Genomic DNA, 22972 nt, shown 5'->3' with positions numbered 1-22972 from the left:
CGCGTCGCGGCGGTGGCCGATGCCGGTGCGTCGGCGGCCGCGGGCGGCTGCGACCACGCGATCGTGCGCTCGTTGCCGCCGAGCGCGACCTTCGTCGTGCCGGCGACGGGCGCGCTCTCGTACGTGCGCGAGAAGCGTTCGACGGCCAGCAGGCCGAGCGCGTTCGACGTCGTCGTCTGCCATGCGCCCTGACGTTGCAGCGCGAGCAGGCCGGCGGTCACGCGCGGCATCTCGTCCTTCCACGCCGGATCGCCCGCGAATTCGAGCGCGAGGCGTGCGGCGTTGGTCTCGTTGCTCGTCATCAGCCACCACAGATCGTCGTCGCGCGCCGTCGAGAACACGAGCTGCGTGCCCTGATAGGTGAGGCGCGCGCGCAGGATCTGCTCGACCTGCGCGCGTTTCTCGTCGCGCTGCGCAATGTCCTTCACGCGCGTGAGGATCGCGTGATAGTCGATCAGCGCGGACGTCGGCCACTGGTTCGGGGCGATCTCGATCGATCCGAGCATGCGGGCTTGCGCGGCGCCGTAGCGCGACAGCGCCTCGATCGCCGCGAGCTTGCGCAGGTCGCGGTCCTGGCGCGGCGCCCAGCTGTTGCGCTCGATGCGTCCGTCGACGAAGCGCGCGAGCCCGGCCTCGAGCTGCGTGCGCAGGTCTTCCGGCAGCGCGAAGCGCGGATCGAGCCGGCCGGCTTCGTCGGATACGACGAGCAGATAGGACGACAGCGTGGGGCTGCCCGAGTGCGCGTCGTCGGACGCCGGCGGGAAGTAGCTTGCGAGCCCGTCGCCGTCGAGATAGACGGGCATGCGCGCGACCAGCGCCTGCCATTGCGCGGCATCGCGCAGGCCGATCGCGCGCGAGGTTTGCTGCTCGAGGCAGCGGTACGGATAGCGCTCGAACCAGCGCCGCACGCCGGGCAGGCCGTCCGCGAGCTTCGACTGCAGCGACACCGCGATGCCGCCGCGCGGCGCACCCTGCGCATTGGCGACGGCGCCGGCCGGCGCCGAAACGGGCACCGTCAGCGTGCCGTCGACCTGCGCGAGCGTCGCCTGCTGCACGGTCACCGGCAACGCGGGCACGACCTTCTGCGCGACGGCCAGCGCATCGGACGCGCGCTTGCCGCCTTGCTCGGCCGCTTCGATGCGCCAGTTCAGCGCGCCCGTCGCGTCGAGCGCCTGCTCGGGCACGGTGACGGTCCAGCCGATCTCGGCGGCGGCGTTCGCCGCGATCGAGACCGTCTGCGGTGCGAGGTCGAGCCCCGTCACGCGCGGCGTCACGACGACCTGCATCGCGCGGTCCGTCGTATTGCGCAGCGTGATCTGCGCGCGGAACGCATCGCCTTCGCGCACGAGCGGCGGCAGCCCGGAGATCAGCTGCAGATCCTGCGTGCTGCGGATCGACGTGCTGCCCGTGCCGAAGCGATCGGCGCCGACGGCCGCGATCGCGACGATGCGAAAGCGCGTGAGCGCATCGTTCAGCGGCACGTTGACGGTTGCGCTGCCGTTCGCGTCGAGCGTCACGCGCGGGTTCCACAGCAGCAGCGTGTCGAACAGTTCGCGCGTCGGTGCGCTGCCGCCTCCGCCGCCCGCCGGCACGGCCTTGCGCCCGAAGTGCCGGCGGCCGACGATTTCCATCTGCGCGGTCGCGGTCTCGATGCCGTATGCGCGACGCCGCAGCATCGCGTCGAGCAGATCCCAGCTCGCGTTCGGCATCAGTTCGAGCAGCGCCTCGTCGACGGCCGCGACGGCGATCTGCGTGCCGGCCGGCGCCGGCTGCCCGTTCGGCAGCGTGACCTTGACCTGTGCGCGTGCGGTGCTGCGCACCGTATAGCGCGTCGCGTCGGTCGTCACGGTGACGCCGAGCCGGTGCACGCCGGTGCCGACCTTGATCTCGCCGAGACCGTAGCGGAACGCGGGTTTCGACAGATCGACGAACGCGGTCGGCGCCTCGTAGTGGCGGCCTTCGCGCCAGAACGCGCGCGCCCATTCGACCGGCGCCTTCCAGCCCCACGTGAAGAACGAATACCACGGCACCTCGCGAATCCGGCCGCGCAGCGCGAGCACCGACACGTAGACGTTCGGCCCCCAGCTTGCGTCGACCTTCAGGTCGACCGTCGGATTCTTGCCGTTCAGCTCGACGACGTGCGTTTCCATCACGCCGCCGCGTTCGACCGCGACGAGCGCGGTCGCGTAGCGGAACGGCATGCGCACCTGGAAGCGCGCGGTCTCGCCGGGCTCGTACGCGGTTTTCTCCGGGATCACGTCGATGCGGTCGGTGTTGTCGCCGCCGAACCAGAGTTCGTCCTCGCGCGTGACCCATACCGACGTCGAGGCGTTCGACGTGCGGCCGTCGCCGTCCTTCGCGACGGCGATCAGCTGCACGTTGCCGGCCTGTTCGAGCGTCGCGTCGCAGGCCATGCGGCCCTTGTCGTCGGTCTTGCCCGAGCACAGCACGCCGAGATCGCGCGTGTCGCTCTTGTTGTCGTACGCGTAGAAGCCGCCGACCATCCGCTTGCGCGACGAGGTCGTGATCCGTGCGACGCCCTTGATCTCGATCGGCACCGATGCGCGCGGCTTGCCCTGCAAGTCGACCGCGAGCGCCTGCACCGGCACGCGCTGGCCGACCGACACCCAGCGGCCGGCCTTGATCCCGGCCACCACCGCGGCGGGCCACAGCATCGTGTCGCCGCGGATCGTCTGCACTTCGCCGTTCGGGTCGGCGAAGGTCGCTTCGAGCGCAATGCGCTTCGGCGCGTCGATCGCGGGCAGCCCCTTCAGCGTGATCGCGCCGGCACCGTTGCGGTCGAGCGTCAGCGGCAGCTTGTCGGCGATCAGCTTCGTCGCGTCGGGATCGCCGTTCGCGGACGATCGGTCGTCGTCGTCCTGTTCGTCGTCGTCGGCCATGCCGTCGCCGGTGTCGGGACGATACGGCGTGAAGCTGAAATCCTCGAAGCGGTCGGCGAACGGCGGCGAGGCCCATTTCATCAGCGCCGACACCTGCACCGGCAGGTTCGATGCGCCGCCGCCCGACACGTAGTCGATCTGCACCGCGAGCGGCGCTTCCTTCGCGGCGACGAGCGGGCTCGTCTGCGCATCGCGCGCGCCGATCGTGCCTTTCAGCACCGGCAGCCGGAACGCTTCGACGCGGAAGCTGCCGCTGTAGATGCTGCTGGTCGGCGCATCGTCCGGGCCGTCTTCGAGCTCGACGCTGTATTCGCCGAGCTTCGCGGCGGCCGGCAATGCGAACTGCGTGTCCGCGCTATGGTCGGCGGCCCACGTGAGCGGCAGCTTGTAGGTCTGGCCGCTGCCGAGATGGCGGATCGTCACGCGCGTCGGATACTGCGACGGGAACGCGAGGCTCTGCAGCGTCTCAGTGCGCACGAAATGCTTCATCGAGACGGTTTCGCCCGCGCGCAGCAGCGTGCGGTCGAACACCGTGTGCGCGCGCACGGTCGGCGCATGGTCGGTGTCGGTCGGCACGTTGAAGCGCCATGCCTCGATCCCGCGGTTCCAGTTCGAGCTGACGAAGGCCATGTCGCGGCCCGTCTTCGGATCGTCGACGCGCGCCGACACGAAGTAGTCGTTGAAGGTCTCCGACGAGCGGCATTCACGCTTGGGCTCGAACGGCCCGTCGATCTTCAGCAGGCCTTGCGCGTCGGTCTTGCCGGCCGCGATCTCGTCGCCGTTGCAGTCGGACACGCGGATCTGCGCGTTCGGCACCGGCTTGCCCTTGTCGAGCGTCGTGACCCAGACGAGGTTGTTGTCGCGGCCTTGTTTCAGATGCACGCCGAGGTTGGTGACGAGCACGGCGGTGCGCACGTACATCGTCGACGGCTTCGCGAGCAGCGAGCGGCCGAGCGCCGGCGACGCGAGTTCGAGCACGTAGAAGCCCGGCTTGTCGATCGGCACGCCGACGACCTCGAACGGGCGCAGCGTCTTCGGGTCGGCCTTCGGCAGCGTGAGCGTCTGCACGCCGCGCTCGCCGCCGAGCAGCGACAGCGAGCGCACGTCGATGCGGCGATCCTTCGGCGCCGGCATTCGCTCGCCGGCCGCGAGCGGCACGTAGACAGGGTGCTGGCCCTTGCGCGTCAGCAGGCCGGGCATCCGTTCGTCGATCGCGCCGGCCGTCATCGCCCAGTTGTCGAAACGCTCGACGTTGCGCATCCATTCGCGGATCGCCGTGTCGTCGTCGACCTTCAGGTTCGAGAATTGCGCATCGCCGGCGTTCAGGCCCGCGACGTGCAGATCGGCTTCGACGTTGCGCAGCGTGACGGGCACGAGTGCCGGCGTATCGGGCTCGGCGAAACGCTCGACGATGCCGAACGTGCCCGACGAAAACTTCGCGAGCGGCGGCATCGGCGCGGTGCGTGTCGCAAGCGGGAACAGGTCCGCGTTCGCGAGCGGGCGGTCCGTCACGTCGTGCAGCCGCGTCGGCAGCTCGATCGTCAGCGCGGCCTGCGCGGGCAACGGCGCGGCGAACGTGACGGTCGTCACTTCGTCGCTGCGGTCGTCGGCCGCGAAGGTCGGCGACAGTGCGCCGTCCGGCCCGCGCAGCCGAATCGCTTCCGCGTCCTTGCGCGCGATCGGCGCATTGAAGGTCAGCGTCAGCGGACGCAGCGGCGTGCACGGCGCGTTCGCGTTCTCGCGCTCGCACGAAAAGCTCGCGGCGAACGGCGCACGCACGGTGAAGTCGAAGCGCCGCTCCGTCTCGTTCGCGATGCCGCTCGGGCTCGCGACACCCTTGCCGTACACGAGCTGCATCTTCGCGCTGGCCGGCAGCGCCTGCGCGCATTGCAGCGTCAGTACGCGCGCGGCATCGCGCTTCCAGCCGAAGTGGTCGAGCAGCGCGGCGCGCGTCGCGCCGTCCGCGGCGGCGACGGGGATCCGGTTGCCGATGCCGGCCGCTTCGCACCAGATGTTCGCGAGTGCCGAGCGCTCGTCGGCAGGGCCGTTCAGCTTCAGCACGAACACCTGCCGCTCCTCGATCTCGCGCGCGCCGGGCCGTACCGATACCGGGAACGGTCCGCCCGTTTGAAACGCGAAGCGATGCGGGCCGCCGACCGCGTTGCCCGCGACCGAACGCAGCGTGTCGTTCAGTGCGACCGCGCACCGAACGCCGGGCGGCAGGTCGTTTTCGAAATCGTAGACCCACGTCTTGTCGTCGAGCCAATGGCCCTGGCCGCGCGCGGCGGCCGCGTCGGTGCAGCTCACGCGCGCGGGATGGGGCGCGGACGCCGAGCCGAACGCGACCATCGCTTCGTCGAACTTGACGACGGCCTGCCGGACTTCGGTGACGGTGCCTTGCGGCGAGACGCTGACGGTGCGCGCCGCGCCCGCATGCAGCGACAGCGCCGCGGCGCCGGCGAGCGCCGCGAGTGCGCCTGCCTGCCAGAGACGACGAGCGCGATCGGGATGATGGATTCGCTCAGGTTTGTTATCGTGTTTGCGTTGCTTCATCGCTCGATGCCCTCGGAGGGAAGCTTTCTGTTTGATTGCACGCGATTCTAACCGAGCGTCTGTGAGGCGGAACGCGACATGCTTCGTGTCGCACACGTGTCGCGCCGACGACACAAAAATGCAGCGAAATGGCGATCGTTACGAATGGCGACACATTGAATGGACTATAAAACCATTGTCCGTTCCGGAATGTGCGCGTACATTTCAGGTCCGCGCCGATTTTTGAGAAATATCAAGCGTGGTTTTCCCGAATCCGGTGTTCGAGAGAAGGAAACATGCACAACGACAACACTCCCCACTCGCGTCGCCACGGCGACGCAGCCGCATCAGGCATCACGCGGCGTCAATGGTTGCAAGGCGCGCTGGCGCTGACCGCAGCGGGCCTCACGGGTTCGCTGACATTGCGGGCGCTTGCAGACAACCCCGGCACTGCGCCGCTCGATACGTTCATGACGCTTTCCGAATCGCTGACCGGCAAGAAAGGGCTCAGCCGCGTGATCGGCGAGCGCTTGCTGCAGGCGCTGCAGAAGGGCTCGTTCAAGACGGCCGACAGCCTGCCGCAGCTCGCCGGCGCGCTCGCGTCCGGTTCGCTGACGCCTGAACAGGAATCGCTCGCACTGACGATCCTCGAGGCCTGGTATCTCGGCATCGTCGACAACGTCGTGATTACGTACGAGGAAGCATTAATGTTCGGCGTCGTGTCCGATACGCTCGTGATCCGTTCGTATTGCCCCAACAAACCCGGCTTCTGGGCCGACAAACCGATCGAGAGGCAAGCCTGATGGCCGATACCGATACGCAAAAGGCCGACGTCGTCGTCGTTGGATCGGGTGTCGCGGGCGCGATCGTCGCGCATCAGCTCGCGATGGCGGGCAAGGCGGTGATCCTGCTCGAAGCGGGCCCGCGCATGCCGCGCTGGGAAATCGTCGAGCGCTTCCGCAATCAGCCCGACAAGATGGACTTCATGGCGCCGTACCCGTCGAGCCCGTGGGCGCCGCATCCCGAGTACGGCCCGCCGAACGACTACCTGATCCTGAAGGGCGAGCACAAGTTCAACTCGCAGTACATCCGCGCGGTGGGCGGCACGACGTGGCACTGGGCCGCGTCGGCGTGGCGCTTCATTCCGAACGACTTCAAGATGAAGAGCGTGTACGGCGTCGGCCGCGACTGGCCGATCCAGTACGACGATCTCGAGCCGTACTATCAGCGCGCGGAGGAAGAGCTCGGCGTGTGGGGCCCGGGCCCCGAGGAAGATCTGTACTCGCCGCGCAAGCAGCCGTATCCGATGCCGCCGCTGCCGTTGTCGTTCAACGAGCAGACCATCAAGACGGCGCTGAACAACTACGATCCGAAGTTCCATGTCGTGACCGAGCCGGTCGCGCGCAACAGCCGCCCGTACGACGGCCGCCCGACTTGTTGCGGCAACAACAACTGCATGCCGATCTGCCCGATCGGCGCGATGTACAACGGCATCGTGCACGTCGAGAAGGCCGAACGCGCCGGCGCGAAGCTGATCGAGAACGCGGTCGTCTACAAGCTCGAGACGGGCCCGGACAAGCGCATCGTCGCGGCGCTCTACAAGGACAAGACGGGCGCCGAGCATCGCGTCGAAGGCAAGTATTTCGTGCTCGCCGCGAACGGCATCGAGACGCCGAAGATCCTGCTGATGTCCGCGAACCGCGATTTCCCGAACGGTGTCGCGAACAGCTCGGACATGGTCGGCCGCAACCTGATGGACCATCCGGGCACCGGCGTGTCGTTCTATGCGAGCGAGAAGCTGTGGCCGGGCCGCGGCCCGCAGGAGATGACGTCGCTGATCGGTTTCCGCGACGGTCCGTTCCGCGCGACCGAAGCGGCGAAGAAGATCCACCTGTCGAACCTGTCGCGCATCGACCAGGAGACGCAGAAGATCTTCAAGGCCGGCAAGCTGATGAAGCCCGACGAGCTCGACGCGCAGATCCGCGACCGTTCCGCACGCTACGTGCAGTTCGACTGCTTCCACGAAATCCTGCCGCAACCCGAGAACCGCATCGTGCCGAGCAAGACGGCGACCGATGCGATCGGCATTCCGCGCCCCGAGATCACGTATGCGATCGACGACTACGTGAAGCGCGGCGCCGCGCACACGCGCGAGGTCTACGCGACCGCCGCGAAGGTGCTCGGCGGCACGGACGTCGTGTTCAACGACGAATTCGCGCCGAACAATCACATCACGGGCTCGACGATCATGGGCGCCGACGCGCGCGACTCCGTCGTCGACAAGGACTGCCGCACGTTCGACCATCCGAACCTGTTCATTTCGAGCAGCGCGACGATGCCGACCGTCGGTACCGTAAACGTGACGCTGACGATCGCCGCGCTCGCGCTGCGGATGTCGGACACGCTGAAGAAGGAAGTCTGACCGTGCGGAAATCTACTCTCACTTTCCTCATCGCCGGCTGCCTCGCGTTGCCGGGCTTCGCGCGCGCGGCCGACGCGGCCGATCCGGCGCTGGTCAAGCGCGGCGAATATCTCGCGACGGCCGGCGACTGCATGGCCTGCCACACCGTGAAGGGCGGCAAGCCGTACGCGGGCGGCCTCGGCATGCCGGTACCGATGCTCGGCAAGATCTACACGAGCAACATCACGCCCGATCCCGATACGGGCATCGGCAAATGGACGTTCGAGGACTTCGAGCGCGCGGTGCGGCACGGCGTGTCGAAGAACGGCGACAACCTGTATCCGGCGATGCCGTACGTGTCGTACGCGAAGATCACGGACGACGACGTACGCGCGCTGTACGCCTACTTCATGCACGGCGTCGAGCCGGTCAAGCAGGCGCCGCCGAAGAACGAGATTCCCGCGCTGCTCAGCATGCGCTGGCCGCTGAAGATCTGGAACTGGCTGTTCCTGAAGGACGGCCCGTACCAGCCGAAGCCGTCGCAGAGCGCCGAATGGAATCGCGGCGCGTATCTGGTGCAGGGTCTCGCGCACTGCAGCACGTGCCACACGCCGCGCGGCATCGCGATGCAGGAGAAGTCGCTCGACGAAACCGGCGGCAGCTTCCTCGCGGGGTCGGTGCTCGCCGGCTGGGACGGCTACAACATCACGTCGGACCCGAATGCGGGGATCGGCAGCTGGACGCAGCAGCAGCTCGTGCAGTATTTGCGCACCGGCAGCGTGCCGGGCGTCGCGCAGGCGGCCGGGCCGATGGCCGAGGCGGTCGAGCACAGCTTCTCGAAGATGACCGAAGCGGACATCGGTGCGATCGCCACGTACGTCCGCACGGTGCCGGCCGTTGCCGACAGCAACGCGAAGCAGCCGCGGTCGTCGTGGGGCAAGCCGGCCGAGGACGGGCTGAAGCTGCGCGGTGTCGCGCTCGCGTCGTCGGGCATCGATCCGGCGCGGCTGTATCTCGGCAACTGCGCGACGTGCCACCAGATGCAGGGCAAGGGCACGCCGGACGGCTATTACCCGTCGCTGTTCCACAACTCCACCGTCGGCGCGTCGAATCCGTCGAACCTCGTGCAGGTGATCCTGAACGGCGTGCAGCGCAAGATCGGCAGCGAGGATATCGGGATGCCCGCTTTCCGCTACGATCTGAACGACGCGCAGATCGCCGCGCTGACGAACTACGTGACCGCGCAGTTCGGCAATCCGGCGGCGAAGGTGACGGAGCAGGACGTCGCGAAGCTGCGCTGACATAGTCGGGCGCGCCGACACGGCGCAACCTATAGGAACAGGAGGAGCACAGCACATCGGGCGGGCCCGATGCCGGTTGTTGCAGAGCGGGGCGGGCGGCACATGCGGCCGCCCGCTCCGGTTCGTTCGCAATGCGGTGCGCATCGCGCGCATCGTCTTTCGCTGATCAATACCATGACACCGAACCAACCGTTTCTCGCGTCCCAGCGCGATGTGCTGCTGCTGCTTGCCCGTATCCTGCTCGTGATCCTGTTCGTGATGTTCGGCTGGAAGAAGATCGTCGACTTCTCCGGCACGATCGCATTCATGGGCACCGAGGGCGCGCCCGCGCCGATCGTGTCCGCCGCGATCGCGGTCGTGATGGAACTCGTCGTCGGGATCGCGATCCTGGTCGGCTTCCAGACGCGGCCGCTCGCGCTGCTGCTTGCGCTGTACACGATCGGCACCGCGCTCATCGGCCACCGCTACTGGACGATGACGGGCGGCGAGCAGATCAACAACATGATTCATTTCTACAAGAACATCGCGATCTCGGGCGGCTTGCTCGCGCTGTGCGCGGCGGGGCCCGGTCGGTTTTCGATCGATCGCGGATGACCGGGCGCGCGCATGGGGCGCGCGTCGGACGGTCGAGACTCCGAGGGGGCATCACTTTGCGACTCACATACTTCGCATCGCTGATCGCGGCCGTCGCACCGGCGGTGGCGATCGCGCAGACCAGCGTGACGCTGTACGGCCGTATCGACGGCGGCGTCGAATACCTGAACCACATCGCGACGCCGAACGGCAGCGCGACGCGCTGGAGCGCCGAAGGCGGCGACTGGGGTACCAGCATGTTCGGGCTGAAGGGCGTCGAGGATCTCGGCGGCGGGATGTCGACCGTGTTCAACCTCGAGACCGCGTTCCAGGTAATGAACGGCCGCACCGGTGGCGGCCGCCTCTGGTCGCGGCGCGCGTACGTCGGGCTGAAGAGCGACACGTGGGGCCAGCTGCAGGCCGGCCGCAACCTGTTCATCGACAGCGACGGCGTGTGGGAATTCGATCCGTTCGTGCAGCAGGCGTTTTCATCGGCATCGCTCGTGCGCGGCCGCAACTGGCAGCAGACGAGCAACAACATCGAGTATCACAGCCCGGTGATCGGCGGGTTCGACGTGCAGGCGCAGTACGCGTTCGGCAACCAGTCGCGCGGCTTCAACTACGGCGCGGCCGACGATTTCGGCCGCTCGGACGGGATCATGATCTCGTACCATTCGCCGGTGCTCGACGTGCGCGGCATCTACGACGAGCTGCGCGACAACAACGGCAAGTTCAGCAACATCTTCACGGCATCGCGCGAGTATTTCGTCGGCGCGAACGTCAAGATTTCGAAGTTCAAGATCCAGGGCGCCTATACGCACTACCAGGCGCCGGACAGCCCGGCCGGCGTTGCCGATCGCGCGGACCACTACTGGCTCGGCGCGACCTATGCGGCGACGCCGCAATGGGCGATGACGGCCGGCGGCTACTACGTGAAGGTCGGCGACGGCGGCGGCGATGCGTCGCACGATCCGTCCGGCCACGCGATCATGTACGTGCTCGGCACCACGTACAACCTGTCGAAGCGCACGTTCCTGTACGGGACGGTCGCGTACGTGCGCAACGGCGGCAACTCGAACTTCTCGCTGCTCGCGACGCCGCGCGATGCGTCGCCGAACACGAGCCCGATGACGGGCGAATCGCAGACGGGCGCCTACGTGGGGATGATGCATACGTTCTGAGCGGCACATGCCATAAAAGACACACGGGCCCGGCGGGCCCGTGTCCTTGGCATGGCAGCGCGGCGCACTGCGTGCCGTACGCGTCTGCGGCCGTCGTGCAGCTTTCGGGCGCCCGCTCGTCAGTCGAGCGGGTGCCCGGCCTTTTCGTCCATGCACCGCACCGCGATCAGCGTCAGCACGCCGCAGCCGATCGCATACCACGCCGGCGCGTTCGGGTTGCCGGTTGCCGCGATCAGCCAGGTGACGAAAAATTGCGCGAAGCCGCCGAAGATCGCGACGCCGACGCTGTACACGAGCGCGCCGCCCGTCGCGCGCACCGCACGCGGGAACAGTTCGCCGAGCATCGCACCGGTCGCGCCGATGTTGATCGCATGCACGACCGACAGCGCGGCGATGATCGACAGCAGCGACACGGCGCCCGGCCAGCGGTTCAGCGCGATGAAGGCCGGGTAGATCGCGAGCATCAGCGCAACGCGCGTCCACCAGACGATCCGGTTGCGGCCGACCACGTCGGACAGATAGCCGCCGATCGGCGTCGCGAGCATCAGGATCGCGCCCGCGACGCAGCCGGCCGTCATCGACAGCCAGGTCGGCAGATGCAGCACCTGCACGCCGTAGATCGCCATGTAGAACACGATGATGTAGTGGATCGACGTGCCGCCGATCGTCACGCCGAGCCCCGCGAACACCGCCTTGCCGTGATGGCGCAGCACGTCCGCGAGCGGCAGCGACGCGACCTTCTCGGCAGGCGCGTGCGCGGCCGACGGCACCTCCTCGACCGTGCGGCGCAGCCAGTAGCCGAGCGGCACGAACAGCGTGCCGATCACGAACGGCACGCGCCAGCCCCAGCTTTCGAGCTGCGCGGCGCTCAGCGTCGACGTCAGCGCGACGCCGGTCAGCGCGCCCGCGAGCGCGGCGAGCCCCTGGCTCGAGAACTGGAACGACGCGTAGAACCCGCGACGATGCTGCGGCGCCTGTTCGAGCAGCAGCGTCGTCGATGCGCCGACTTCGCCGCCCGACGCGAATCCTTGCAGCAGACGCGCAAGCACGAGCAGCAGCGGCGCCGCGATGCCGATCTGCGCGAAGGTCGGCGCGACGGCGATCATCGCGGTGCCGAGCGCCATCAGCAGCAGCGTCAGGATCATCGCTTTCTTGCGGCCGACGCGATCCGCGTACATGCCGATCACGAGCCCGCCGAGCGGCCGCGTGACGAAACCGACGCCGAAACTCGCGACCGCGAGCATCAGCTGCCCGAACGACGAATGGACCGGAAAGAACAGCTTGCCGATCAGGATCGCGAAGAAGCTGTAGACGGTGAAATCGTAGAACTCGAGCGCGTTGCCGACGGCGGCCGCCGCGATCAGGCGGCGCTTTTTCGCGGCGGTCGGTGCATCGGCCGGCGTACCGGCGAACGAAAGGGTAGACGTTTCCATGGGATTTCCCGATAAGCGCACAGCGGCGTGAGAACAGGCCGTCAGGCCGCGAGCCAGCCTTCGGCGACGCGCACCCAGTAGCTCGCGCCGATCGCCAGGATGTCGTCGTTGAAGTCGTACCCGGGGTTGTGCACCATGCAGCCGCCCTTGCTGCCGATCCCGTTGCCGATGAACGCATAGCAGCCGGGCCGCGCTTCGAGCATGAACGCGAAGTCCTCGCTGCCCATCAGCGGCGGCGCGTCGATCTGCACGCGATCGTCGCCGAGCATGCCGCGCGCGATGTCGGCCGCGAAGGCCGTGGGCTCCGCATGATTGACGAGCACCGGATACCCGTAGTCGTAGTCGACGTCGGCCGTCACGCCGAAGCTCTCGGCCTGGCCCTTCACGAGCGCTTCGATGCGGCGCGCGAGCAGCGCGCGCACGTCGGCGTCGAGCGCGCGCACCGACAGCTTCATCACGACCGTTTCCGGAATCACGTTGAAGGTCTCGCCGGCCTGCACGCTGCCGACCGTGATCACCGCCGCGTGCTGCGCATCGACTTCGCGCGCGACGATGGTCTGCAGCGCGACCATGATGCTGCCGGCCGCCGACATCGGATCGCGCGCGTAGTGCGGCATCGCGCCGTGACCGCCGACGCCGCGCAGCGTGATCGTCACGCGGTCGGCCGACGCCATCGTCGCGCCGCTGCGGAACGCCATGTCGCCGGCCGCGCGGCCCGGCATGTTGTGGATCGCGAAGATCGCATCGCACGGGAAGCGGTCGAACAGCCCGTCGTCCATCATCGCCTTCGCGCCGCCGAAGTTTTCCTCGGCCGGCTGGAAGATCAGGTTCAGCGTGCCCGAGAAGCGGCGCGTGGCGGCGAGGTGGCGCGCCGCGCACAGCAGCATCGCGGTATGGCCGTCGTGGCCGCATGCATGCATCTTGTTCGCGTGACGGCTCGCATACGGCAGCCCGGTCGCTTCGGCGAGCGGCAGCGCGTCCATGTCGGCGCGCAGGCCGACCGTGCGGGCACCCTGGCCTTCGCGCAGCACGCCGACCACGCCGGTCTTGCCGATCCCGCGATGCACCTCGTAGCCCCAGCCGGCGAGCAGCTCGGCGACGAGATCGCTCGTCAGCGTTTCTTCGAAGGCGAGTTCGGGATGGGCGTGGATGCGGCGCCGCACGTCGATGAGTTCGGGCGCGATCGCGGCGATGCCGGGGATGACGGGGTTCACGGCTGCGGGCATGGTGTCTCCGGTGGGGCGGGTGAGGCGTTTGATGCGCTTATGACCTGCAAGCATATAAATTTCTTTTGCGTACCAGAAGCTGATAAATTGCTTCGGTGCTTACCGCCGGTTGCCGCCGGGAATACCCTGACGCGGCGCGGCCGGAGGGGCTTCGGGTTTCCACGAATCGCGCATTGCCGCCATGAAATATCACCAGTTGAAAGCGTTCGTCACCGTCGCGGAAGAGGGCAGCATTCGCGCGGCCGCGCGCCGGCTGAACGTGTCGCCGGCCGCGCTGACGAAGGCCGTGAAGGAGCTGGAGATCGCGCTCGGCGTGTCGCTCGTCGTGCGCACCGCGCGCGGCGTGCAGCTCACCGCATTCGGTCAGCAGCTGCAGGTGCGCGCGCGGCTGATCGTCGCCGAGATGCAGCGCGCATGCGACGACATCGAACAGGCGCAAGGCGCGATGACGGGCTCGGTCGCCGCGGCGATCACGCCGGCCGCGGCGGTCACGATCCTGCCCGACGCGTTTCGCGCGTTTCGCCGGCGCTTTCCGGTCGCGCGCGTGAGTTTCGTCGAAGGATTTCCGGGCGTCGCGCTGCCGCGGCTGCACGACGGCTCGCTCGATTTCGCGGTGGCCGTCGTCGTGCCCGAACTGCTCGCGGCCGAATTCGATCACGCCGAGCTGTACGCGAGCCGTTCGCTGATCGTCGCGCGCAAGGAGCATCCGCTCGCGTCGGCGACGTCGCTCGCCGATCTCGTCGATGCCGACTGGCTGATGAACCCGTCGCCGGAAAGCTCGACGCAGGTGCTGTTCAATTCGTTCGTCGCGTACGGGCTGCCGGTGCCGACGCGCGTCGTCGAATGTCCGAGCTTCGGTCTCGCGCACAGTCTGATGACGGGCGCCGATCTGCTCGCGTCGATGCCCGAGCAGCTGCTCGAGGTCGAATGGGCACGCGACCGGCTCGCGGTGCTGCCGATCCGCGAGCGTCTGCCGGCCGTGTCGGTGCAGGTGATCACGCGCCGCGACAGTCCACTGACGCCGGCCGCCGCGATGCTGCTCGACTGCCTGCGCGACTCCGCACGTCGCAAGGGGTTGCACTAGGGCGCGACGCGTATGCGGGTTCCACGAACAGGCCGCGACCGCGAGCCGGTATCATGACGGCCGGCCTGCCGTCGCGGCCGGCCTGCGATTCATCGCCGTTCAGGCGTTTCCATTCAGCAACGAGAGACATTTCATGACCAGTGCTACCCAATTCGACAACGTGTCGGTCGTCAAACGCGCGAACGTCTATTTCGACGGCAAGTGCGTGTCGCATACCGTGCTCTTTCCGGACGGCACGCGCAAGACGCTCGGCGTGATCCTGCCATGCGCGCTCAACTTCGGCACGGACGCCCCCGAATTGATGGAAGTGCAGACCGGCAAGTGCCGCGTGAAGCTCGACGGCAGCGACACATGGCAGACCTACGGCGCGGGCGAATCGTTCTCGGTGCCGGGCAAGAGCCGCTTCGACATCGAGGTGATCGAGACGCTCGATTACGTCTGCAGCTATCTGTAAGCGCGCATCGCACCGCAAAAAAAGCCCCGCCGAAGCGGGGCTCGCTGTTTGTGCAAGGACGGCGCAACGCCGTCCGGCACCGGCCGTTACAGGCACGCGTTGATGTCGCCGGCGGCCGCTGCGTCGCCGCGCAGGCCCACCCACGTCTTCGCGCCGGCCTGCCACGACGGACGCACCATCGCGGCGGCGCCGTTCGGCGGCTGCTGACCCGGCACGTACACGTCGGTCGCGAGGCCGTTCGCGAGCACGTTCTGCGAGATCACCTGCTGCTGCGACTTGTCGGCCCACGTCTTGGCGATACAGGCCGACACATCTTCTGCCGGCTTCTGGCTTTGTCCCACATTCTGCACGGCAGGGCCGGCTGCATGAGCAGAAATTGCCACGGTCAATGCGATGAGCGGTAAGTATTTCACGTTCGTTATCTCCCTCGAGTCGTGATTGATTGAGTGGGAAGCGCAGCAACGCTGCGTGGAAGTGAGAGTCGCCGTCGTCGGACGCGGTTCCGACAATTCCGAAACAAGTTGTTAACGCGCTTGCAAAATGCCTGCCGCGATGCACGCGCGCGTGCGCGATCGCGGCGCATCGATGCGGCGCTTCGCGGCGAACGCTGCACCGCCGTGGTGCGGCGGCATGCCCGGCGGCGCCGATGCGGCGCGAAAGCGGGGGATCCGGAAGGCACGCTCCTTGCAGGGCACTGTGTACGCCGGTCCGGCATGCGTAATGCCGGCAGAACGATGGAGAACAAGTCGATGAAACCGTTCGATGAAATGCTGCAATCCGGCGACACGGTCAGGCTGCCTTATGCGCGCCTGAAGCAATGGCTCGACACGCAGAACCCCGCGAGCCTCGCCCAGAAAGCCCACGACGCGGAAGGCGTGTTCCGCAGGACGGGCATCACGTTCGCCGTCTACGGCGACGCGGAGGCCGCCGAGCGGCTGATTCCGTTCGACATCGTTCCGCGCATCATCTCGGGCGCGGAATGGAACCGGCTGTCGCTCGGCATCGAGCAGCGCGTGATGGCGCTCAATGCGTTCCTCGACGACATCTATCACCGCCAGGAGATCGTTCGCGCGGGCATCGTGCCGAAACACCTGATCGCCCACAACGATGCGTTCCTGCCCGAGATGATCGACTTCCGGCCGCCGGGGAACGTTTATACGCACATCATCGGCGTCGACATCGTGCGCACCGGCGAGAACGACTTCTACGTGCTCGAGGACAACGCGCGCACGCCGTCCGGCGTGTCCTACATGCTGGAAAACCGCGAGACGATGATGCAGCTGTTTCCGGAGCTGTTCCAGCAGGTGAAGGTGCGCCCGGTCGAAACCTATCCGCAGATGCTGCGCCAGTCGCTGGCGGCCGTCTGTCCGCCGGGCGGCAACGCGGACAACCCGACCGTCGCCGTGCTGACGCCCGGCATCCACAATTCGGCCTACTACGAGCATTCGTTCCTCGCCGACCAGATGGGCGTGCATCTGGTCGAAGGCAGCGACCTGCAGGTGATCGACGGGCGCGTCGCGATGCGCACGACCGAGGGCTTCCAGCCGATCGACGTGCTCTATCGCCGCGTCGACGACGCGTTTCTCGATCCGCTCACGTTCCGCGCCGATTCGGTGCTCGGCGTCGCGGGGATCATGGACGTCTACCGCGCCGGCAACATCACGATCGCCAACGCGCCCGGCACCGGCATCGCCGACGACAAGGCGATCTATTCGTACATGCCGGAGATCGTCGAGTTCTACACGGGCCGCAAGGCGCTGCTGCAGAACGTGCCGACCTGGCGCTGCGGCGACGCCGACAGCCTGAAGTACGTGCTCGATCATCTCGACGAGCTGGTGGTCAAGGAAGTGCACGGTTCCGGCGGCTACGGGATGCTCGTCGGGCCGTGCGCATCGAAGGCCGAACTCGATGCGTTCGCAACGAAGCTGCGCGTGCGTCCCGCGAACTACATCGCGCAGCCGACGCTCGCGCTGTCCACGACGCCGATCCTCACCGAAGCGGGGCTCGCACCGCGGCACGTCGATCTGCGCCCGTTCGTACTCGTGTCCGACCGCATCCGCATTACGCCGGGCGGGCTCACGCGCGTCGCGCTCAAGGAGGGATCGCTGGTCGTCAATTCGAGCCAGGGCGGCGGCACCAAGGACACCTGGGTGCTGGCCGACTGAGTGCGACGCACGCGCGCGCCGAACGCGCCGCGCGAATCGAACGAACACGGAGTGGACACGAGATGCTTCTGGGACGGACTGCGAGCGGCCTCTACTGGATGTACCGCTATATCGAGCGCGCGGAGAACATCGCGCGCATCGTCGATGCCGGGCTGAGGATGGCGCTCACGCGCACGTCGGACGCGCCCGCCGAATGGTCGTCGGTGCTCGTCAGCTCGGGCGCCGACCACGGCTACCGGCAGAAATACGACGCGTATGCGGCCGATACGGTGACCGACTATCTGCTGCGCGACCGCGACAACCCGTCGAGCGTGCTGTCGTGCATCGACGCCGCGCGCTCGAACGCGCGGATGGTGCGCACGGCGCTCACGCGCGAGGCGTGGGAGAGCGTGAACGGCGCGTGGCTCGCGCTGCGGCGTGCCTTCGCGCAGCCGGTGCCGGAAAGCGCGCTGCCGGCGGTGCTCGACGAGGTGAAGCGCGAAACCGCGATGATCCTCGGCAGCTTCTACAGCACGATGCTGCGCAACGAGATCTTCGACTTCGCGCAGATCGGCGCGTTCGTCGAGCGCGCGGACAACACCGCGCGAATCCTCGACGTCAAGTACCACCTGCTGCTGCCGTCGGTGTCGCACGTCGGCACGATTCTCGACAACTACCAATGGGAGACGATCCTGCGCTGCGTGGCCGCGCACCGGTCGTACCGCTGGGTGTACGACGTGCAGTACAAGCCGGTGAACATCGCCGACTACCTGATCCTGAACGGCCGCATGCCGCGTTCGCTGCGCTATTGCTACGGGCGCGTCGTGTCGAGCCTGAACCTGCTCGCGAAGGATTACGGCGTCACGCATCCGTGTCACGACACGGCGGCGAAGATTCTGCAGATGTTGTCCGACACGTCGGTCGAGCGGATCTTCAAGAGCGGGCTGCACGAATTCCTGACCGATTTCATCGGCCGCAACAACAACCTCGGCGTCGACATCGCCGAGGCATACAACTTCGACTGAGGCTTGCCATGCGACTCGCGATCCGACACATCTCGCGTTACCAGTTCGACGAGCGGGCGACGCACGCGCTGCAGCGCCTGCGGCTGCGCCCGCAATCGGGGCCCGGCCAGACGGTGCGCGCCTGGCAGGTCACGATCGACGGCGCCGAGCCGACGCTGTCCTACGCGGACGGCCTCGGCAACCGCATCGATCTCGTGCGGCACGATCGCGGCGCGAAGCCGGAGATCGTCGTGGTCGCGGCCGGCGTCGTCGAGACGCAGGACCGGGCCGGCATCGTCGGCGATCCCGACGGCTATGCGCCGCCGTGGCTGTTCGAACGCGACACCGTGCTGACGAAAGCGGGCGACGTCGTGCGCGCGCTGGCCGGCGCGCTGCCGCTCGAGCCGCGCAGCCTCGACGCGCTGCACTGGTTGATGACCGCGGTGCACGAGCGCATCGCCTATGCGCCGGACGGCACCGACACGCCCGTCGATGCGGAGACCGCGCTGCAAAGCGGCGAAGGGACGAGCCGCGACCATGCGCATGCGTTCATCGCGGCCGCGCGCGCGCTGAAGATCCCGGCGCGCTTCGTCTCCGGCTATGTGCTGGCCGACGGCGCGATGCAGCGCGTCGCCGACGCGAAGCAGAACGCCGGCGGCGAACGCGAAAAGGCGCTCGCGCTGCAGATCGGCGACGGCATGCAGCAGGTGCTCGGCGCATCGCACGCCGGGCAGTCGCAGTCGCAATCGCAAGGCCCGGCGCATGCGCAGGCGGCGCTCGATGCGCGGCCGCAGCCCGTCGCGCTGATGCAACCGCCGGCCGGTCACGCGTGGGCCGAGGCGCATGTCGACGGGCTCGGCTGGGTCGGCTTCGATCCGTTCATGAACCGTTGCCCGGACGAGCGCTACGTGCGCATCGCGGTCGGGCTCGACTGCCGCGATGCGCAGCCGGTGACCGGCATCGGCGCGATCGCCGTGGGCGTCGACATCAGCGTCGCGCAGTCTCCGGAACTTGTCTGACGCACCTGCGCGTCGCCACCGCCGTGCCGCGCGCGACGCGTCGAGGCGGCGCGACGCCGGCCCGACCCAACCCCGATCCGAGGTCCCATGCCCATCCACGTCGCGCTGCACCACGCCACCCGCTATCGCTACGACCGGCTCGTCAATCTCGGCCCGCAGATCGTGCGGCTGCGTCCCGCGCCGCACTGCCGGACGCCGATCGTCGCGTATTCGATGACGGTCGAGCCCGCCCGGCACTTCATCAACTGGCAGCAGGACCCGTTCTCGAACCATCTTGCGCGGCTCGTGTTTCCCGAACGCACCGACCATTTCGACATCACGATCGATCTGGTCGCCGAGATGTCGGTGTACAACCCGTTCGACTTCTTCCTCGAAAGCAGCGCGGAGCAGTATCCGTTCAGCTATGACGAGGCGCTGAAGATCGAACTCGCGCCGTATCTCGCCTGCGATCCGCAGACGAGCGCCGCGCCGGTGTTCCGCGCGTATCTCGACGGCGTCGATCGCACGCCGGCCGGCACCGTGAATTTCCTGGTCGCGCTGAATCAGCGGCTGCAGCGCGACATCCGCTATCTCGTGCGGATGGAGCCCGGCGTGCAGACGCCCGCGCAGACGCTCGAGCTCGGCTCGGGATCGTGCCGCGACAGCGGCTGGCTGCTCGTGCAGCTGTGCCGGCATCTCGGCATCGCCGCGCGCTTCGTGTCCGGTTATCTGATCCAGCTTGCGCCCGACCAGAAGTCGCTCGACGGCCCGAGCGGCACGTCGGTCGATTTCACCGACCTGCATGCGTGGTGCGAGGTCTATCTGCCGGGCGCCGGCTGGATCGGCTTCGATCCGACGTCGGGCCTGCTCGCCGGCGAAGGGCACATTCCGCTTGCCTGCACGCCGCAGCCGACGAGCGCGGCGCCGGTCGACGGGCTGATCGACGAATGTGAGGTCGCGTTCGAGCACGAGATGACCGTCACGCGCGTGTACGAATCGCCGCGCGTGACGAAGCCGTATACCGACGCGCAGTGGCAGGCGGTGCGTGCGCTCGGCACGCAGGTCGACAGCGCGCTCGCGGCCGGCGACGTGCGGCTCACGCAGGGCGGCGAGCCGACCTTCGTGTCGATCGACGACCGCGACGGCGCCGAATGGAACACCGACGCGCTGGGTCCGACCAAGCGCGGCTATGCGACGGCGCTCGTGCAGCGGCTGCGCGCCGAATACGGCCGCGGCGGCTTTCTGCATGTCGGGCAGGGCAAGTGGTATCCGGGCGAACAGCTGCCGCGCTGGGCGATGTCGATCTTCTGGCGCGCGGACGGCGAGCCCGTGTGGGACGACCCGTCGCTGTTCGCGGACGAACGCGAGCCGTCCGCGCTGGGCACTGCCGACGCGAAGCGCTTCATCGATGCGCTCGCGGCACGGCTCGGGCTGAGCGGCGAGTTCATCCGGCCCGGCTACGAAGACGTCTGGTATTACCTGTGGCGCGAACGCCGGCTGCCCGTCAACGTCGATCCGTTCGATTCGCGCGTCGACGACGAGCTCGAACGGGCGCGGCTGCGCAAGGTGTTCGACCAGCGGCTCGACAGCGTCGTCGGCTACGTGCTGCCGATCCGGCGCGCCGACGGCACGCCGCCGCTCGACGGCGCGCGCTGGCAGACCGGCCCGTGGTTCTTCCGCGACGAGCGCATGTATCTGGTGCCGGGCGATTCGCCGATGGGCTATCGGCTGCCGCTCGATTCGCTGCCGTGGGTGGCGGCCGGCGACTATCCGCATCTGTACGAACGCGATCCGTTCGCGCCGGCCGAGCCATTGCCCGATGCCGCCGCATTGCGCGCGCGCTATGGCGGCCCGGCCGCGTCGGCCGATGCGGGCGCCGCGCCGCGCTACGTGCCGGGCGTACATCGCGAAGCGCAGGCGCAGACGGTGATGCAGTGGCGTGACGACGGCAAGCGCGGCGACGCGCAGGACACGCGGGACGCGCAGGACGCGCAGGACGCCCGCGCATCGCGCTATCCCGAACGCTTCGAATCGGCCGCGTGGGTCACGCGTACTGCGCTTTGCGCGCAGGTGCGCGACGGCATCCTGTATCTGTTCATGCCGCCGCTCGCCGCGCTCGACGACTACCTGCACCTGCTCGCAGCGATCGAGGCGACCGCGCAGGCGCTCGGCGTCAAGCTCGTGCTCGAAGGCTATCCGCCGCCGCGCGACGCGCGGCTGAAGATGCTGCAGGTGACGCCCGATCCCGGCGTGATCGAGGTGAACGTTCATCCGGCCGCGAATTTCGACGACCTCGTCGCGCAGACCGAATTTCTGTACGACGCCGCGTGGCAGTCGCGGCTTTCCAGCGAGAAATTCATGGTCGACGGCCGCCACGTCGGCACCGGCGGCGGCAACCATGTCGTGCTCGGCGGCGCGACGCCGGCCGACAGCCCGTTCCTGCGCCGCCCGGATCTGCTCGCGAGCCTGATCGCGTACTGGCTCAACCATCCGTCGTTGTCGTATCTGTTTTCGGGTCTTTTCATCGGGCCGACGAGCCAGGCGCCGCGCGTCGACGAAGCGCGCAACGATCAGCTCTACGAGCTCGACATCGCGTTCGCGGCGATCCGGCGTCACGTGCAGGGCGGCGAGCCGCCGCCGCCCTGGCTCGTCGATCGCGTGCTGCGCAACCTGCTGATCGACGTGACCGGCAACACGCACCGCAGCGAGTTCTGCATCGACAAGCTCTATTCGCCCGATTCGCCGACCGGCCGGCTCGGCCTGCTCGAACTGCGCGCGTTCGAGATGCCGCCGCATGCGCGGATGAGCATCGTGCAGCAACTGCTGCTGCGCGCGCTGATCGCCCGCTTCTGGGCGGCGCCCTATACGACGCCGCTCACGCGCTGGGGCACCGCGCTGCACGATCGCTTCATGCTGCCCGCCTTCGTGAAGATGGACTTCGACGACGTGCTGAACGAACTGCGCGACAGCGGCTTCGCATTCGACGCCGCGTGGTTCGCGCCGCACTTCGAATTCCGCTTCCCGCTGTTCGGCCAGATCGCCGTAAACGGGATGCAGCTGACGCTGCGCGGCGCGCTCGAGCCGTGGCACGTGATGGGCGAGGAGGGCGCGGTGGGCGGGACCGTCCGCTATGTCGATTCGTCGGTCGAGCGGCTCGAAGTGCGCGTGACGGGGCTGAACGACAACCGGCACGTCGTGACCGTCAACGGCCGCGCGCTGCCGCTGCAGCCGACCGGCACGGCCGGCGAATACGTCGCGGGCGTGCGCTACAAGGCGTGGTCGCCGCCGTCGGCGCTGCACCCGACGCTCGGCGTCGATGCGCCGCTGACGTTCGACGTCGTCGATACGTGGCTGCAGCGCTCGCTCGGCGGCTGCCGGTATCACGTCGCGCATCCGGGCGGGCGCAACTACGCGACGTTTCCGGTCAATGCGTACGAAGCCGAAAGCCGCCGGCTCGCGCGTTTCGTCGGGATGGGACACACGCCGGGGCGGATGGACGTCGCGGCGGCCGCGCCGAGCCGCGAATTCCCGTTCACGCTCGACTTGCGCCGGCCTTGAGCGCCCGATGAGGGGACCGACGACGATGCACGGCTTTCGACCTCGCGGCCCACGGGCCGCAGTGCTAGGATGCGGGCAGGCTGCGGCCACCCGCCGCTTGCCGATCCGGGCACGCAGGCGCGCGCCTGCCCGCTGACGACGGAACGACACCGTGCCGCCCATTCACCCCGACGCTCTCGCCGA

The 22972-nt window shown here is 68.1% G+C and carries 15 protein-coding genes; 11 read left to right on the top strand and 4 right to left on the bottom strand.

The window, feature by feature from the left end:
- Positions 1 to 5453: alpha-2-macroglobulin family protein (locus tag HMPREF3115_RS04445; RefSeq protein ID WP_070553509.1), on the bottom strand; the 5453-nt coding region annotated here is incomplete at its 3' end.
- 275 nt (positions 5454 to 5728) lie between these two features.
- Between HMPREF3115_RS04445 and HMPREF3115_RS04440 the strand changes: the two genes are divergently transcribed.
- The 5 genes from HMPREF3115_RS04440 (at position 5729) to HMPREF3115_RS04420 (ending at position 10888) form a co-directional block, all read left to right on the top strand.
- The gene (locus HMPREF3115_RS04440; protein ID WP_006396897.1) at positions 5729 to 6235 is read left to right on the top strand and encodes a sugar dehydrogenase complex small subunit; all 507 of its coding nucleotides are present in this window, start codon (positions 5729 to 5731) and stop codon (positions 6233 to 6235) included.
- Positions 6235 to 7854 (top strand): GMC family oxidoreductase, encoded by a 1620-nt coding sequence (locus HMPREF3115_RS04435; RefSeq protein ID WP_006396898.1) that lies wholly within the window; start codon positions 6235 to 6237, stop codon positions 7852 to 7854. The genes HMPREF3115_RS04440 and HMPREF3115_RS04435 overlap by 1 nt, the downstream gene beginning before the upstream one ends.
- 2 nt (positions 7855 to 7856) lie before the next feature.
- Positions 7857 to 9134 carry a cytochrome c gene (locus HMPREF3115_RS04430; protein WP_006403391.1) on the top strand — a complete coding sequence of 426 codons (1278 nt, stop codon included), beginning with the start codon at positions 7857 to 7859 and terminating at the stop codon, positions 9132 to 9134.
- A gap of 174 nt (positions 9135 to 9308) precedes the next feature.
- The gene (locus tag HMPREF3115_RS04425; RefSeq protein WP_006412656.1) at positions 9309 to 9728 is read left to right on the top strand and encodes a DoxX family protein; all 420 of its coding nucleotides are present in this window, start codon (positions 9309 to 9311) and stop codon (positions 9726 to 9728) included.
- A 56-nt stretch (positions 9729 to 9784) separates the two neighbouring features.
- The gene (locus HMPREF3115_RS04420; RefSeq protein WP_006403393.1) at positions 9785 to 10888 is read left to right on the top strand and encodes a porin; all 1104 of its coding nucleotides are present in this window, start codon (positions 9785 to 9787) and stop codon (positions 10886 to 10888) included.
- A gap of 119 nt (positions 10889 to 11007) precedes the next feature.
- Here HMPREF3115_RS04420 and HMPREF3115_RS04415 read toward each other — a convergent pair whose 3' ends face one another.
- The gene (locus HMPREF3115_RS04415; protein WP_070553507.1) at positions 11008 to 12321 is read right to left on the bottom strand and encodes an MFS transporter; all 1314 of its coding nucleotides are present in this window, start codon (positions 12319 to 12321) and stop codon (positions 11008 to 11010) included.
- A 41-nt stretch (positions 12322 to 12362) separates the two neighbouring features.
- Positions 12363 to 13547 (bottom strand): M20 aminoacylase family protein, encoded by a 1185-nt coding sequence (locus HMPREF3115_RS04410; protein WP_006403395.1) that lies wholly within the window; start codon positions 13545 to 13547, stop codon positions 12363 to 12365.
- Between the two features lie 181 nt (positions 13548 to 13728).
- On the opposite strand from HMPREF3115_RS04410, the gene HMPREF3115_RS04405 reads away from it, so the two are divergent.
- Together HMPREF3115_RS04405 and HMPREF3115_RS04400 are read left to right on the top strand one after the other, a co-directional pair.
- Positions 13729 to 14631: a LysR substrate-binding domain-containing protein gene (locus tag HMPREF3115_RS04405; protein ID WP_070553505.1), complete on the top strand. Its 903-nt coding sequence runs from the start codon at positions 13729 to 13731 to the stop codon at positions 14629 to 14631.
- Between the two features lie 133 nt (positions 14632 to 14764).
- Positions 14765 to 15085 (top strand): pyrimidine/purine nucleoside phosphorylase, encoded by a 321-nt coding sequence (locus HMPREF3115_RS04400; RefSeq protein ID WP_070553503.1) that lies wholly within the window; start codon positions 14765 to 14767, stop codon positions 15083 to 15085.
- A gap of 86 nt (positions 15086 to 15171) precedes the next feature.
- Here HMPREF3115_RS04400 and HMPREF3115_RS04395 read toward each other — a convergent pair whose 3' ends face one another.
- Positions 15172 to 15498, bottom strand: a complete 327-nt coding sequence (locus HMPREF3115_RS04395; RefSeq protein WP_012216902.1) for a hypothetical protein — start codon at positions 15496 to 15498, stop codon at positions 15172 to 15174.
- A 336-nt stretch (positions 15499 to 15834) separates the two neighbouring features.
- Here HMPREF3115_RS04395 and HMPREF3115_RS04390 point away from each other — a divergent pair, with 336 nt between their 5' ends.
- The 4 genes from HMPREF3115_RS04390 to HMPREF3115_RS04375 all read left to right on the top strand — a co-directional run bounded on the left by HMPREF3115_RS04390 (position 15835) and on the right by HMPREF3115_RS04375 (position 22789).
- Positions 15835 to 17250, top strand: coding sequence for a circularly permuted type 2 ATP-grasp protein (locus HMPREF3115_RS04390; protein ID WP_035488112.1), 1416 nt, complete (start codon positions 15835 to 15837; stop codon positions 17248 to 17250).
- A gap of 62 nt (positions 17251 to 17312) precedes the next feature.
- Entirely contained in the window at positions 17313 to 18254 is a 942-nt protein-coding gene (locus tag HMPREF3115_RS04385; protein ID WP_006396908.1) for an alpha-E domain-containing protein, read from the top strand.
- A gap of 8 nt (positions 18255 to 18262) precedes the next feature.
- On the top strand, positions 18263 to 19252 hold the full coding sequence (locus HMPREF3115_RS04380) for a transglutaminase family protein (protein WP_006403405.1): 990 nt from the start codon (positions 18263 to 18265) through the stop codon (positions 19250 to 19252).
- An 87-nt stretch (positions 19253 to 19339) separates the two neighbouring features.
- On the top strand, positions 19340 to 22789 hold the full coding sequence (locus HMPREF3115_RS04375) for a transglutaminase family protein (protein WP_070553501.1): 3450 nt from the start codon (positions 19340 to 19342) through the stop codon (positions 22787 to 22789).
- Positions 22790 to 22972: the final 183 nt, after the last annotated feature.

The sequence above is a fragment of the Burkholderia sp. HMSC10F09 genome, assembly GCF_001806955.1.
In the GTDB taxonomy this organism is placed as follows: Bacteria; Pseudomonadota; Gammaproteobacteria; order Burkholderiales; family Burkholderiaceae; genus Burkholderia; species Burkholderia multivorans.
Note: the sequence above shows the minus strand (reverse complement) of the source record. Positions and strands in the feature narration are given on the sequence as shown.

Excerpts from the sequence above, each read along its gene's own strand:
- HMPREF3115_RS04440 (WP_006396897.1), top strand. The coding sequence starts at position 5,729 with ATGCACAACGACAACACTCCCCACTCGCGTCGCCACGGCGACGCAGCC.
- HMPREF3115_RS04435 (WP_006396898.1), top strand. The coding sequence starts at position 6,235 with ATGGCCGATACCGATACGCAAAAGGCCGACGTCGTCGTCGTTGGATCG.
- HMPREF3115_RS04425 (WP_006412656.1), top strand. The coding sequence starts at position 9,309 with ATGACACCGAACCAACCGTTTCTCGCGTCCCAGCGCGATGTGCTGCTG.
- HMPREF3115_RS04415 (WP_070553507.1), bottom strand. The coding sequence starts at position 12,321 with ATGGAAACGTCTACCCTTTCGTTCGCCGGTACGCCGGCCGATGCACCG.
- HMPREF3115_RS04410 (WP_006403395.1), bottom strand. The coding sequence starts at position 13,547 with ATGCCCGCAGCCGTGAACCCCGTCATCCCCGGCATCGCCGCGATCGCG.
- HMPREF3115_RS04405 (WP_070553505.1), top strand. The coding sequence starts at position 13,729 with ATGAAATATCACCAGTTGAAAGCGTTCGTCACCGTCGCGGAAGAGGGC.
- HMPREF3115_RS04400 (WP_070553503.1), top strand. The coding sequence starts at position 14,765 with ATGACCAGTGCTACCCAATTCGACAACGTGTCGGTCGTCAAACGCGCG.
- HMPREF3115_RS04390 (WP_035488112.1), top strand. The coding sequence starts at position 15,835 with ATGAAACCGTTCGATGAAATGCTGCAATCCGGCGACACGGTCAGGCTG.
- HMPREF3115_RS04385 (WP_006396908.1), top strand. The coding sequence starts at position 17,313 with ATGCTTCTGGGACGGACTGCGAGCGGCCTCTACTGGATGTACCGCTAT.
- HMPREF3115_RS04380 (WP_006403405.1), top strand. The coding sequence starts at position 18,263 with ATGCGACTCGCGATCCGACACATCTCGCGTTACCAGTTCGACGAGCGG.
- HMPREF3115_RS04375 (WP_070553501.1), top strand. The coding sequence starts at position 19,340 with ATGCCCATCCACGTCGCGCTGCACCACGCCACCCGCTATCGCTACGAC.